Genomic DNA, 12350 nt, shown 5'->3' on the forward strand with positions numbered 1-12350 from the left:
GTAAGCCGGGGGCCGGATACCCCGTTTGGGATCAAATGATCCGGTGTTCCCGGCGGATGCATGCTTTATCATAGAGCTTTAGGTTTCATTGAATCGGCGGTCGCCATGGCTTTGCTTCCCATCCTCAAATATCCCGACTCCCGTCTGCACAAGGTTGCCGCGCCCGTGCAGCAGGTCGATGACCGCATCCGCCAGCTGGTGCGCGACATGGCCGAAACCATGTACGCCGCGCCGGGCGTGGGGCTGGCGGCCACGCAGGTGGACGTCCACGAACGCGTCGTCGTCATCGACGTTTCCGAAGACGGCAACGAGCTGCACGTGCTCATCAACCCCGAAATCACCTGGAAAAGCGAAGAACGCCAGGTCTACGAAGAAGGCTGCCTGTCGGTGCCAGGTGTGTACGACGAGGTCGAACGCGCGGCGCGCATCCATGTGCGCGCGCTCAACGAAAAAGGCGAATCCTACGAGTTCGACGCCGACGGCTTGCTGGCCGTGTGCGTGCAGCACGAACTCGATCACCTCATGGGCAAGGTCTTCGTCGAATACCTCTCGGTGCTCAAGCAAAATCGCATCCGCACGCGGCTGCGCAAACAGCAACGCGAGGCGCAGCACGACGCCGTCGGGGCGTAGGCCGTGCGGCTCGTTTTCGCAGGCACGCCCGAATTCGCCCGGCAGGCGCTGCAGGCCATCTTGCAAGCCGGGCACCAGGTCGTGGGCGTGCTCACGCAGCCCGACCGGCCCTCGGGGCGCGGCATGAAACTGCAGGCCAGCCCGGTCAAGCTGGCCGCGCTCGAGGCCGACATCCCGGTCTTGCAGCCGCGCAGCCTGCGGCTGGACGGCAAGTTTCCCGACGCGGCGCAAGACGCGCAGGCGCGGTTGCGGGCCTGGGCGCCCGAGGTCATGGTGGTGGCGGCCTACGGCCTGATTCTGCCGCAGTGGGTGCTCGACCTGCCCCGCCTGGGGTGCCTCAACATCCATGCCAGTCTGCTGCCGCGCTGGCGTGGCGCGGCGCCCATCCAGCGGGCCATCGAAGCGGGCGATGCCGCCAGCGGCGTCACCATCATGCAGATGGATGCCGGGCTGGACACCGGCGCCATGCTGCTGCGCGTCGAACGTCCCCTGGCGGTGGATGAAACCGGCGCCAGCCTGCACGATGGCCTGGCGCAGGATGGCGCCCAGGCCATCGTGCAGGTGCTGGCCAGCCTGCGGTCGGGCGAGCACCTGGTGGCCGTGCCGCAACCTGATCAGGGCGTCACTTACGCCGACAAACTGCTCAAAACCGAATCGGCGCTCGATTTTTCCCTGCCCGCCGAGGCCCTGGCGCGGCGCGTCCGCGCCTTCGATCCGTTTCCCGGCACCACGATGGTCTTGCCGGGCTTCGACCAGCCGGTCAAGGTGTGGGCCGCGCACAGCCTCACGAACGTGGGCAATGCCACGGTGGGCGCTGCGCCCGGCACGATCTTGCACTTGGCACCCGAGGGCATCGACGTCGTCACTGGCGAGGGCATCCTGCGGGTGACGGCGCTGCAAAAGCCGGGGGGGCGGCGCCAGCCGGTGGATGTTTTCATGCAGTCGTACCGCCGCTGACACGTCGTCCGGGCGCAGTGGCCGGGATGGCTTGGCTGGGTGGCCTGGTGTTCCGTTCGGTGAATAATCGTACCTGAATTGGGTGCCTACACAGCCCATGCTGCGTATCCATCCGAATTTGAATGTGCGGATTAACCGAACGGGACATCAAGTGGCCGACGATTTCTTGCGCGAGGTTTCGATCCCCAGCTGCTTGAGCTTGCGGTACAGGTGGGTGCGTTCGAGCCCAGTGCGTTCCGATACCCGCGTCATGCTGTGGTTTTCGTGCAGCAGGTGGTATTCGAAGTAGATGCGCTCGAATTCGTCGCGCGCTTCGCGCAGGGGCTGGTTGAGCGAGATGGAGCCCAGGTGCGAATCGTCGGCCAGCGGTGCGCGGGCAGGCGCCCCCGCGGCCTGTTCGGGGACGCTGGCGCCGCCCACCAGGGGCACCTGGGTGAAGACGGGGTCGGGCAGCACGGGCCGCTCGGTACGGCTGCGCATCGAGGCGGGGATGACGGGGCGCGCCAGCCCCGAGGCCACGGCCTTGAGCAGTTTTTGCAGCGTGATGGGCTTTTCCAGGAAATCGACGGCACCGATGCGCGTGGCTTCGACCGCGGTGTCTACCGTGGCGTGGCCGCTCATCATGATGACCGGCATGTTGAGCAGGCCCTGGCTGGACCATTCTTTGAGCAGACTGACGCCGTCGGCGTCCGGCATCCAGATGTCGAGCAGCACGAGGTCGGGGCGCTGGCGCAGACGATAGTCGCGGGCCTGGGCGGCGTTTTCGGCAAGCTCGACCGTGTGCCCTTCGTCGTAGAGAATTTCCGACAGCAGTTCGCGGATGCCGATTTCGTCGTCAACCACCAGAATCCTGGCCATATCACCTCACCTGTGTATTGTGTGTATTATCCAGTGCCTGATCGGCCTCGTCCAGCCGGGCCGGGTGTTTGCCCAGCCGCGAGAACAGAATCGAGATGCGGGCGCCGCCTTCGGCGCGGTTGGAAATATCGACCTGGGCGCCATGCTCTTCGACAATTTTCTTGACGATGGCCAGCCCCAGGCCCGTGCCGGTGGATTTCGTGGTCACGTAGGGCTCGAAGACGCGCGGCAGCACCTCGGAGGCGAAGCCGGGCCCGTTGTCGGACACCGTGAGACGGATGCGGGCCGTGCCCGATGGCGTTTCGGGGGCGATGAAGCGGGTCTGCACCCGTACTTCCGCCGTGCCCGGCGGCGCGTGGGCTCCGGCGGCATCGCGGGCGTTGGCCAGCAGGTTGTGGATCACCTGGCGCAACTGCGCGGGGTCGCCCTGGATGTCGGGCAGCGCGTCGGCCAGGTGCGCGTCGAAGCGCACCCCCGGGCGCGTGCCGGCCGGGTGCGCGTCGGCCGGATCCCAGCCATAGAGCGACAGCACTTCGGCCAGCAACGCGTTCAGGTCGATGTCCTGCATCTGCGCGGGCGGCGTGCGCGCGTATTCGCGGAAATCATCCACCATGCGCTTGAGCGAGCCCACCTGGTTGACGATGGTCTGGGTGGAACGCTGCAGCATGGCCGCGTCGGCTGGGTTGAGCCGGTCGGCCAGCTTCATGGCCAGGCGTTCGGCCGAGAGCTGGATGGGCGTGAGCGGGTTCTTGATTTCGTGCGCCAGGCGCCGGGCCACTTCGCCCCAGGCCACGGTGCGGCTGGCTGAGATGACCTCGCTGATGTCGTCGAACACCACCAGGTAACCGTCTTCCTGGCTGTCCATCAGCAGCCGCGTGCCGCGCGCCAGCAGCGTGACCACGTGCATCTTGCGCTCGTTGTCGGGGGCCTCTTGCAGTTCGATTTCAAACTGCTGCTGCCAGTAGGGACGGGTGGATTCCACCGCGTCGTGTGTGGCAAAGGCCTGGCGGATCAGCTGCGCGAGCGAGAGCGCGCCCTCTACTGTTTCGAGAGGGCGCCCCTGACAGGTGCGCAGGTCGAGGTGCAAGATGGCTTGTGCGCCCTGGTTGAACAGCGTCAGGCGGAAGGCGTGGTCGAAGACCAGCACGCCCGAAGACAGATTACTGAGCACGGTTTCCAGGTAGAGATTGCTTTGTTCCAGCTGGCGCCGGTGGCGATCGACCATGCGTCGTGCCTCGTCCAGCTGGCGTGTCATGGCGTTGAAAGAGCGGGTGAGCTGGCCGACCTCGTCGCGCGCCGGCGGTTCGGGTAGCGGGCGGTAGTCGCCGATGCCCACGGCCTGGGTGCCCGAGGCCAGTGTCAGCAAGGGACGCACCAGCCGCCGCGAGACCGCCAGGGCGGCGGCCACTGCGGCGAAGACGGCGAGAATCAGCGCCAGCGTAAGCGTAATGCCGTAGAGCTTGCGCAGGCCCAGGCGCGAGAGCGCCAGCTCTTGATAGTCGCGAAAGCCCTGCTGCACCTGGCTGGCGTTGCGCGCGATGCGCTCGGGCACCGCCTGGATCACTTGCAGCCAGCGGGTGTCGCTGCTCAGCCCCATGGGGTTGTTGAGACGGTCGGCGGACGAGCCCAGGGGGATGATGACGCGCAGGTGCAGGCCGGTGCTGGTCGGGCCTTCGGCGGGCGCGACGTCGGCTTCGGCGGCGGCGTAGCTTTGCGCGACCCGCAGCTGATTCATGACACTGGTGGGGGGCAGGTCGGGCAGCAACTGGCCGAAGACCGACGATGAGAAGGCCACCAGGCGGCCGTTGCCGGTGAAGACCATGGCCTCGTCGATACCGTTGGCCTCGCGCAGCGACGTGATGAGCAGCGAGGTTTCCGGGTCGCTGGCGCTGTTCAGCCGCAAGGCCATGCTATGGGCGCGGTTGCTGAGGTCGGTGATCTGGGCGTCCAGCGCCGCGCGCCCCAGGTTCAGGCCGGCTTCAAGGGCGCTGTCCACCCGCACGTTGAACCAGGATTCGATCGAGCGCGACATGAACTGCACGGACAGCACGTAGATGATGACGCCCGGCAGGATGCCGATGAGGGTGAAGTACAGGGTGAAGCGCGCCGTCAGACGGGCACCGAACTGGCGTCGGCGAATCTGGCGCAGCAGGCGGATGCTGAGCATCGCCACCCAGGACATGAGCGCCATGGCGAGCACGCCGTTGAGCAGCAGCAGCAGGTCGTACTGCTGGGCGTAGCGCGAGGCGTTGCCCGTTGACCAGACCAGCAGGCCCAGCAGCGCCAGCGCGCTGACGGCCGCGACCAGCAGCGTCAGGCGCAGCGCCCAGCGGATCATTCGCGGGGCGTGTCGGCGGAAAGAGAAAAACTGAAATTTTTCCATGGCGTCGAGAGAGACCAGGTCTTGCTGTTGAGCGCGTCGATCTGGAAGGGACGCGCCAGCCGGGAGGTGTCGAGCCGCAGGCGCAGCTGGCCTTCATAGCGTACGCCCGCTTCGAGGCGCCGCGCCGGGCCGACGGCCCAGCCGCGGACGTGGCGCACCAGATTCAGCGCCTCGTCCAGCGTGGCGGCGGGCAGCGAGCGCTCGCCGATGCCCACGCGCCATTGCCGCGTGAGGGCGTTGAACTGGATACGCCAGGTTTGCTCGGCGGTGAGGACGGTGGCGTCGAACCACCACCAGCGGGGGCGTTGGATCTTCAGGTCGACCGTGAAGTACAGCGGCACCCCTTTCCTGGCCGCGTCGTGCAGCTCGTCGCTCAGGGTGAAATCGATGTCGGCGTCCAGCAGCAGCTGGCCCTGGTTGACGAGCGGCTCGATGCGCAGCACCGCACCGTCCCGCGCATAGGCGCTGGGCAGCAGGTTCAGCAGGCAGAAGGCCAGGATGATCAGGGCGTGGGGCATGGCTCAGCCGACGGGTTTGGTGAGCAGGGCGTAGAAGAAGCCGTCGCCAGCGTTACCAGGCAGAATCTGCCCGGGGGCCGGCAGGCGTCGCGCGTCGGCGTGGCGGGTCAGAAAAGCCTGGATCTGGGATTCGCCCTCTTGTGGAAAGATGGAGCAGGTGGCATAGAGCAGGTGCCCGCCGGGCGCCAGCAGCGGCCACAGCGCGTCGATGATCCGCGCCTGCAAGGCGGCGGTGCGGCTCACGTCTTCGGGGCGCCGCAGCCAGCGGATGTCCGGGTGGCGCCGCACGACGCCCGAGGCGGTGCAGGGCACGTCGGCGAGGATGGCATCGTAGGGCTGCCCGTCCCACCACTGGCTGGGCTGGGCCGCGTCGGCGCAGCGCAGTTGCACCTGGTCGCTGGGCAGTTGCAGCCGCCGCAGGTTGTCGGCCACGCGCGCCAGGCGTTTTTCGTCACTGTCGAGGGCGGTGAGCCGCAGGCTGTGCCGTTCGAGCAGGTGGGCCGTCTTGCCTCCCGGCGCGGCGCAGGCGTCCAGCACCCGCAGGCCGTCGCGCAAGGGCAGCAGCGCGCCCGCGCGCTGTGCCGAGGCATCTTGCACCGACCACCAGCCGGCGTCGAAGCCGGGGATGTCGCGCACCGGGCGCGGCTGTTCGAGCACCAGGCCGACCTCGCCCGCCGGGTGCGCGGCGATGCCCGCCGCACCCAGCTGGTCGAGCAGGGCGGCGCGGGTGATCTGGCGTACGTTGGTGCGCAGCGTCATGGGCGGGGTTTGGTCGGCGGCCTGCAATATGGCCTGCCAGTGCTCGGGCCAGGCCTGGCGTAGCGCCTCGACCCACCAGTCGGGGTGGTTGAAACGCGCCCGGGGCTGTTCGGTCAGCGTGGCGCGGATGGCGTGCCGCTCGCGCCCGTAGCGGCGCAAGACGGCGTTGATGAGCGCCTTGGCGGGCCGGGTATGGCGGTCGGCGCCCGCAGCCTGCACCAGCTGGTGCACGAGCGTGTGCGCCGCGTAGCGCGGGGTGCCCGCGGCAAGCGGGATGCCATCGGCCTGCTGGTGGCTGGCCTCCAGCAGGCACAGGCCCAGCAGCAGCAGGGCTTCGGTGAGCCGGTCGGGTGGGCGGCGGGGGACGAGCTGCTCGCGCAGCGCGGTGGCAAAGCCCAGCCGACGCATGGCGTAGAAGGCCAGCGCCTGCGCGCCGGGCCGCAGGGCCGCGGGCGTTTGTTCCAGGGCTTCGGAAAGCGAGACGCCCGTCAGCACACCCCGGATGGCGCGGGCCGCGGCCAGCAGCTGTTCGGCGAGTTCGGCTTGGGCCATGGCGCCTTACTCTTCGCCGTCGAGCTTGCGGGGCACGACCCGGGGGGGCGGCTTGCCGGCCTCGAGCGGCTTGGCGCGCTTGAAGGTGGCGACGGGCAGGTCGCCGAAGACGCCCTGGCGCGCCTTGGCCCGCCAGGCGTGGCCGTAGGCGACTTCAAGGCTGAGGTGGATGGTGCCATCATCGTGGCGGCGGCGTTCGAGCGCCTGGATGAGGCGTGCGCGCCAGGTGCGCCCGGCCAAGCCCGCGCGCCGTTGCGGGTGCGGGTTGCCGCCTAGGGCGTACACGTCTTCCAGCAGTTTCTCGGCCGTGCGGTAGGTGAGGGTGATGATTTCCTGATCCATGACCGGATCGGCGAAACCCACCTGGATCATCAGGTCGCCGAAATCGTGCATATCGACGAATTCCATGGGCTGCGTCTGCAGACCCGCCTCGGCGACGGCCTCGCGCAGTTCGCGCAACGAGCCGGGCCCCAGGCTGGAATACATGGCCAGCGCGTCGATGCGCAGGATGCGGCGCCATTCCTGCAGCACCAGATGGGGTTCGGGGTGCCAGTGCAGGGCGAGGTTCGACCAGACGAGATCGAGGCTCTGGTCGGGCAGGCCGGTTTCCGCGAGGTCGGTCTGGATGAACTCGGGCTGCGGCGTGGGCTTGTTGCGCAGGCGGTGCCAGAAACCCGGCTTGCCGCTGTGGCGCTCGCGCGCCGTGTCGAGCAGCGCCGTGCAGGTGTCCTGGCCGATGTAGTGCAGGTTGGGATAGCGGGCGCTCAGGGGGTCGAGCGCGTGCGCGGCCCCGCAGCCCGCGTCGAGAATGTCGCGCGGGTCGATGCGGATGTAGCTCAGGCGCCGCAGCATGCGCTGGGCGATCTCGCCAAACAGGAACTGGGGCGCGTCAAGCGGCGCGCGTCGGGCGAATTGCCGGGCGACGGCGGCGGGATCGATGGGCAGGCGGGGAAGCTGTGACATAAAGAATCAAGACCGGTGCCGCAAGCTTCGGGGCTGTGCTGTGATGAAGCATGTGTGCGGAAACGAAGGTGACATTATGCGGCATCTTGGGGTCTGGTGCGACTGGCGCCGCTGGATTGCGGCCCCGTGTCCGGGGTGCGGGCAGCGTGTCCTGGGCATGGGGCTGTGCGCCGCCTGCGCCGCGCTGCTGGACATCGACCCAACGCAGGCGCGCTGCGGTGTCTGCACCCACCCGCTGGTGGCGGGAGCCTGCCCCGATTGCGGCGGGTGGCAACCGGCGTACGATCGCGTCGTCGTGGCCTTCGACTACCAGGGGCTTGGACGCGAGCTGATCCGGGCCTGCAAGTTCCAGCGGCGGCTGGCCCTGGTCGGCGTGCTGGCCGACCGGCTGGCGCAGGCGCTCGAAGCCACGGGCGGCTTCGGCGGGCGGGACGAGCCGCCGCCCGATTGGGTGACGCCTGTGCCGGCGCACCGGGCGGCGCTGCGCCAGCGCGGCTTCAGCCCGCCCGCCGAGGTGGCGCGCCTGCTGGCGCGGCGGCATGGGTTGCGCTACCGGCTCGATCTCGTGCGGCGTGCGGACGACGACGCGCCGCGCCAGGCGAGCCTGGGGCGGGCCGCCCGCCTGCGCGCGCCGGTGGGCGCTTTCGTCTGTCCGCCCGCAGCCCGACGTGGCGGCCTGTGTGGTGATCTGTATGGCAGCCTGTGCGGGGGGCTGCGGCGGCGATCAGATGTCATCGGCCCGGTGGCGCAGCCCCTGGCGGGCGCCCGGGTGGCGGTGGTCGATGACGTCATGACCACGGGCGCCACCTTGCAGGCGGTCGCGCTGGCCCTGAAGGCCGCCGGAGCCGCCCACGTCGAGGGCTGGGTGCTGGCCCGGACGGTACGCCGCTAGCACCCTGTTCCGATTAAAAGTCTGGCGTCCGCACCGCCCCTGCCATGCTGCCAGCCGTGCGGGCCGCACCGGGCCAGAGGCCCCACCCCTGCGCCAGGCATGAGCAGTCCGCGGGGGGTGTACCGGTCATCTGGTTGCGGGGTTCTACAATGGCCGGGCTTGCCGCCGGTTCGCCCGCGCTCGCCCCTTGCCCTTCTCGTTCTCATCTTCTCATTCGGCCTGTTCTGCCCACCCCATGTTCCACATCGTTCTCGTCGAGCCCGAAATTCCGCCCAATACGGGCAACGTCATCCGGCTGAGCGCCAACACCGGCACGTTCCTGCACTTGGTGCGTCCGCTGGGCTTTCCCCTGGACGACGCCAAGATGCGCCGCGCTGGACTGGATTATCACGAGTGGGCGCGCATGCGGGTGCATGACAGCCTGCCCGCCGCCTTCGAGGCGATCGGCGGCGATCCCGCGCGCCGCTTCGCGCTCACCACGCGGGGCTCGGTGCTGATTGGCGAGCGCGCGTTGCAGCCGGGCGACGTGTTCGTGTTTGGCCGTGAGACGGCGGGCCTGTCGGATGCGCAGATGGCCTTGTTTCCGCTGACGCAGCGCATCCGCCTGCCCATGCGGCCGCAGCAGCGCAGCCTGAACCTGTCGAACGCCGTGGCGGTGACGGTGTTCGAGGCCTGGCGCCAGGCGGGCTATGCCGGTGGCGTTTAGAGCCCCGTCGCGCCGCGGATTATTCGGAGCGGGCGTCGCGTGCCAGCAGGGCGGCCACCGCGTGCTTGGGCGAGACCCCCTCGAAGAGCACCTGGCAGACGGCCTCGGTGATGGGCAGCTCGATGCCGTGGCGCTTGCCCAGTGTCTGTGCCGCCTGCGCGCAGCGCACCCCTTCGGCGGTCATGCCGCCCGCCAGGATGGCGTCCAGCGCGCGTCCCTGGCCGATGGCGATGCCCACCTGCCGGTTGCGGGACAGGTCGCCCGTGGCCGTGAGCACCAGGTCGCCCAGGCCGGTGAGGCCGGTGAAGGTTTCCGCTCGGCCTCCCAGTGCGACCCCCAGGCGGCGGATTTCGGCCAGCCCGCGCGTGATAAGCGCCGCCCGGGCATTGGTGCCCAGCCGCAGGCCGTCGCTGATGCCGCAGGCAATCGCCATGACGTTTTTCAGGGCGCCGCCCACCTCGACGCCGATGATGTCGCGCGTGGTGTAGATGCGCGCCTGCGTGCCGTGAAAAGCGGCTTGCGCCGCCTGGCCGGTTTCGGCGTGGGTGCTGGCCACCGTGAGAGCCACTGGCAGCCCCTGGGCCACTTCACGCGCGAAGGACGGGCCCGACAGTACGCCGGCCTGCAGGCGGCTGTGCCGAGGCAGGGCCTGGCAGACGATCTGGTGCGGCCACTGCTGGGTATCGGGGGTGATGCCCTTGCACGTCCAGAGCAGATGGATGGGGCTGGCCGTCCGGGCGGGCAGCGTCTGGGCCAGGTGGCGGCAGACGTCGGCCAGGCCCGCCATCGGCACGGCCAGGACGATGAGCTGTTGGGCCTGATCGGGGGCGTTCGTTGCGTGGGCCAGGGCGTCGGCCCAGCTGGCGGTCGCCCGAACCGTGGGCGGCAGCGTGATTTCCGGCAGGTAGCGTGGATTGTGCTGCGCCTCGTTGATGCCGCGCGCCACGCTGGCGTCGCGTGCCCACAACAGGGTATCCGCCCGCAGGCTGGCGAGGGCGGCCAGGGCCGTGCCCCAGCTGCCCGCCCCCAGGACGGTGACTTGGACGGCGGCCATCGGCAGGCGCTTAGTTGCGTGCGCCGGGCGGCAGAATGAGCCCGGAGTCTTCGCCCTGGGGCTGTGCACCGGCCTGTTGCGCCAGACGCTGCTCGTAGAGCGCCTGGAAATTCATTTCGCTCAGGTGCAGCGGCGGCAGCGACGTGCGCGTGATGGCGTCTGCCACGTTGGCGCGCAGGTAGGGGTACAGCATGGTCGGGCAGACGATGCCCAGCAGCGGGTCGAGCTGTTCGGCGGGGATGTTGGCGGCTTCGAAGATGCCTGCCTGGCTCAGTTCGACCAGATAGAGCACTTTGTCGTCGATGCGCGTGGTAACGGTGGCCGTGACCACCGATTCGAACACGGTTTCGGCCAGCTGCTGGCCGGCCACCTGGATGGAGACCTCGACCGTCGGGCCTTTCTGTTCAAGGAAAATGGCCGGGGCATTGGGCATTTCCAGCGACAGGTCTTTGACGTAGGTGCGCTGCAGGCCGAAGCTGGGGTTCTGTTCGGTGTCGGCGGTTTGGTTTTCTTCAGACATGAGAGATTCCGTGCGAGAGGGTGGGCAGAAAGGGTCAGGCCTGCAGAAGCGGCACCAGGCCGTCGGCGCGATCCAGGGCGGAGAGGTCGTCGAAGCCACCGATGTGGCGCTCGTCGATGTAGATTTGCGGCACGGTGCGCCGCCCCGTGCGTTCCATCATGATGGAACGCTGGGCGGGGTCGCGATCCACGTAGATTTTGTGGATGTCCTGGACGCCGCGCTGTTTGAGCAGCATTTCGGCGCGCGTGCAGTAAGGGCACACCGCCGTGCAATACATGGTGACTTGGGCCATTGGAGAGACTCGGTCAGGATTTTTTGAGGGGATAGCCGCCTTCGGTCCAGGCAGCCAGGCCGCCTTCGAGGCTGGCGACGCGTTCGAAGCCGTGCTTGCGCAGTTCTTTGACGGCCTGGGCGCCGTCGCGCCCGTGGGCGTCCACGACGACGATGGGCTTGTCCTTGGACAGGCTGCCCAGGTGGGCGTCGAGCGTGTCGAGCGTGATGTTGCGCGCTTGCGGGATGTGCCCCGCCTTGAACTGCTCGGCGGGGCGGATGTCGATGAACAGGCCCTGGTCGCGGTTGATCTGCTGCACCGCATCAGCCAGCGTGACGCGCCCGGTGGCGCGCCCGCGAGAGAGGCTGGGCCATGCCAGCAGCGCCCCGGATGCCAGGGCGATCAGCAGGATCCAGAGGTTGTTCTGGCTAAGTAAAAAGTCCACAGTGGTTCCTGTAACAACGGTCAGACAAAATTGTATGCCGGGGGATTATAAAATGGACGGCGATTTTGAACCTTGCAGGCTTGCCGATCATGTACAAACTTGTCCTCATGCGCCATGGCGAAAGCCAATGGAACCTCGAAAACCGTTTCACGGGCTGGACGGACGTCGATCTCACCGACACGGGCCGCACCCAGGCCTGGCAGGCCGGCGAACTGCTGCGCGCCGAAGGCTATGCGTTCGACCTGGCGTTTGCCTCGGTGCTCAAGCGCGCCATCCGCACGCTCTGGATCGCGCTCGACGCCATGGATGCCATGCACACGCCCATCGGCCTCAACTGGCGGCTCAACGAGCGTCATTATGGCGCCTTGCAGGGGCTCAATAAAGCCGAGACTGCGGCGCGTTATGGCGATGCGCAAGTGCTTCAGTGGCGCCGCGCGTATGCCATCGCCCCCGATCCCCTCGCCCCGGACGACCCGCGCCACCCGCGTTTCGACGCCCGCTATCATCGCATCCCGGCCGGGCAGCTGCCCGCCACCGAGTGTCTGCGCGACACGGTCGAGCGCGTCGTGCCCTTCTGGGACGACTCCATCGCGCCGGCCATCCGCGCGGGCCGCCGGGTACTGGTTTCCGCTCACGGCAACAGCCTGCGGGCGCTCATCAAGCACCTCGACGGCGTGTCCGACGACGACATCGTAGGCATCAACATCCCCACGGCGCAGCCGCTGGTCTACGAACTGGACGAAAACCTCAAACCCTTGCGCCACTATTATCTGGGCGATCAAGAGAAGATTCGCGCCGCCATGCAGGCCGTGGCCAACCAGGGCAAGGCGGCCAAGGCCTGA

Annotated in this window: 14 protein-coding genes; 5 read left to right on the forward strand and 9 right to left on the reverse strand. The window is 68.4% G+C overall.

Annotated elements, in window-relative coordinates; all coding sequences use genetic code 11:
* Positions 1 to 105 precede the first annotated feature (105 nt).
* Both def and fmt read left to right on the forward strand, forming a co-directional pair.
* Positions 106 to 630 carry a peptide deformylase gene (gene def / locus CCA01S_RS07940; RefSeq protein WP_066456620.1) on the forward strand — a complete coding sequence of 175 codons (525 nt, stop codon included), beginning with the start codon at positions 106 to 108 and terminating at the stop codon, positions 628 to 630.
* Between the two features lie 3 nt (positions 631 to 633).
* Positions 634 to 1587 (forward strand): methionyl-tRNA formyltransferase, encoded by a 954-nt coding sequence (gene fmt / locus CCA01S_RS07945; RefSeq protein ID WP_066456622.1) that lies wholly within the window; start codon positions 634 to 636, stop codon positions 1585 to 1587.
* Between the two features lie 147 nt (positions 1588 to 1734).
* Here the strand turns inward: fmt and CCA01S_RS07950 are convergent, their stop codons facing one another.
* From CCA01S_RS07950 to CCA01S_RS07970, 5 genes are read right to left on the reverse strand one after another with little or no spacing between them, the layout of a single operon-like run.
* Positions 1735 to 2445, reverse strand: a complete 711-nt coding sequence (locus CCA01S_RS07950; RefSeq protein WP_066456623.1) for a response regulator — start codon at positions 2443 to 2445, stop codon at positions 1735 to 1737.
* Position 2446: 1 nt separating this feature from the next.
* Positions 2447 to 4780: a sensor histidine kinase gene (locus CCA01S_RS07955; protein ID WP_084386612.1), complete on the reverse strand. Its 2334-nt coding sequence runs from the start codon at positions 4778 to 4780 to the stop codon at positions 2447 to 2449.
* A complete protein-coding gene (locus CCA01S_RS07960) occupies positions 4780 to 5346 on the reverse strand; it encodes a DUF4390 domain-containing protein (protein WP_066456632.1) in 567 nt (188 codons plus the stop codon). The genes CCA01S_RS07955 and CCA01S_RS07960 overlap by 1 nt, the downstream gene beginning before the upstream one ends.
* Positions 5347 to 5349: 3 nt before the next feature.
* Positions 5350 to 6657 (reverse strand): 16S rRNA (cytosine(967)-C(5))-methyltransferase RsmB, encoded by a 1308-nt coding sequence (gene rsmB, locus CCA01S_RS07965; protein WP_066456634.1) that lies wholly within the window; start codon positions 6655 to 6657, stop codon positions 5350 to 5352.
* A 6-nt stretch (positions 6658 to 6663) separates the two neighbouring features.
* A complete protein-coding gene (locus CCA01S_RS07970; RefSeq protein WP_066456636.1) occupies positions 6664 to 7620 on the reverse strand; it encodes a methyltransferase domain-containing protein in 957 nt (318 codons plus the stop codon).
* A gap of 76 nt (positions 7621 to 7696) precedes the next feature.
* On the opposite strand from CCA01S_RS07970, the gene CCA01S_RS07975 reads away from it, so the two are divergent.
* Positions 7697 to 8512 (forward strand): ComF family protein, encoded by an 816-nt coding sequence (locus CCA01S_RS07975; RefSeq protein ID WP_232305010.1) that lies wholly within the window; start codon positions 7697 to 7699, stop codon positions 8510 to 8512.
* Positions 8513 to 8747: 235 nt separating this feature from the next.
* A complete protein-coding gene (locus CCA01S_RS07980) occupies positions 8748 to 9218 on the forward strand; it encodes a tRNA (cytidine(34)-2'-O)-methyltransferase (RefSeq protein WP_066456641.1) in 471 nt (156 codons plus the stop codon).
* Between the two features lie 19 nt (positions 9219 to 9237).
* On the opposite strand, the gene CCA01S_RS07985 is transcribed toward CCA01S_RS07980, so the two are convergent.
* From CCA01S_RS07985 to CCA01S_RS08000, 4 genes are read right to left on the reverse strand one after another with little or no spacing between them, the layout of a single operon-like run.
* Entirely contained in the window at positions 9238 to 10272 is a 1035-nt protein-coding gene (locus CCA01S_RS07985; RefSeq protein WP_066456643.1) for an NAD(P)H-dependent glycerol-3-phosphate dehydrogenase, read from the reverse strand.
* A 10-nt stretch (positions 10273 to 10282) separates the two neighbouring features.
* Complete coding sequence (secB, locus tag CCA01S_RS07990; protein WP_066456645.1) at positions 10283 to 10792, reverse strand: protein-export chaperone SecB; 510 nt, start codon at positions 10790 to 10792, stop codon at positions 10283 to 10285.
* Between the two features lie 34 nt (positions 10793 to 10826).
* Positions 10827 to 11084: a glutaredoxin 3 gene (gene grxC, locus CCA01S_RS07995; RefSeq protein ID WP_066456646.1), complete on the reverse strand. Its 258-nt coding sequence runs from the start codon at positions 11082 to 11084 to the stop codon at positions 10827 to 10829.
* Between the two features lie 13 nt (positions 11085 to 11097).
* Complete coding sequence (locus CCA01S_RS08000; protein ID WP_066456647.1) at positions 11098 to 11508, reverse strand: rhodanese-like domain-containing protein; 411 nt, start codon at positions 11506 to 11508, stop codon at positions 11098 to 11100.
* 89 nt (positions 11509 to 11597) lie between these two features.
* On the opposite strand from CCA01S_RS08000, the gene gpmA reads away from it, so the two are divergent.
* Positions 11598 to 12350 carry a 2,3-diphosphoglycerate-dependent phosphoglycerate mutase gene (gene gpmA, locus CCA01S_RS08005; protein WP_066456650.1) on the forward strand — a complete coding sequence of 251 codons (753 nt, stop codon included), beginning with the start codon at positions 11598 to 11600 and terminating at the stop codon, positions 12348 to 12350.

This window comes from Castellaniella caeni NBRC 101664 (assembly GCF_001592225.1).
GTDB classification, from domain to species: domain Bacteria; phylum Pseudomonadota; class Gammaproteobacteria; order Burkholderiales; family Burkholderiaceae_B; genus Castellaniella; species Castellaniella caeni.

What these genes read in the sequence shown, in the direction of transcription:
- def (WP_066456620.1), top strand. Translation starts at nt 106, where the DNA reads ATGGCTTTGCTTCCCATCCTCAAATATCCCGACTCCCGTCTGCACAAG.
- CCA01S_RS07950 (WP_066456623.1), bottom strand. Translation starts at nt 2,445, where the DNA reads ATGGCCAGGATTCTGGTGGTTGACGACGAAATCGGCATCCGCGAACTG.
- CCA01S_RS07960 (WP_066456632.1), bottom strand. Translation starts at nt 5,346, where the DNA reads ATGCCCCACGCCCTGATCATCCTGGCCTTCTGCCTGCTGAACCTGCTG.
- rsmB (WP_066456634.1), bottom strand. Translation starts at nt 6,657, where the DNA reads ATGGCCCAAGCCGAACTCGCCGAACAGCTGCTGGCCGCGGCCCGCGCC.
- CCA01S_RS07970 (WP_066456636.1), bottom strand. Translation starts at nt 7,620, where the DNA reads ATGTCACAGCTTCCCCGCCTGCCCATCGATCCCGCCGCCGTCGCCCGG.
- CCA01S_RS07975 (WP_232305010.1), top strand. Translation starts at nt 7,697, where the DNA reads ATGCGGCATCTTGGGGTCTGGTGCGACTGGCGCCGCTGGATTGCGGCC.
- CCA01S_RS07980 (WP_066456641.1), top strand. Translation starts at nt 8,748, where the DNA reads ATGTTCCACATCGTTCTCGTCGAGCCCGAAATTCCGCCCAATACGGGC.
- CCA01S_RS07985 (WP_066456643.1), bottom strand. Translation starts at nt 10,272, where the DNA reads ATGGCCGCCGTCCAAGTCACCGTCCTGGGGGCGGGCAGCTGGGGCACG.
- secB (WP_066456645.1), bottom strand. Translation starts at nt 10,792, where the DNA reads ATGTCTGAAGAAAACCAAACCGCCGACACCGAACAGAACCCCAGCTTC.
- grxC (WP_066456646.1), bottom strand. Translation starts at nt 11,084, where the DNA reads ATGGCCCAAGTCACCATGTATTGCACGGCGGTGTGCCCTTACTGCACG.
- gpmA (WP_066456650.1), top strand. Translation starts at nt 11,598, where the DNA reads ATGTACAAACTTGTCCTCATGCGCCATGGCGAAAGCCAATGGAACCTC.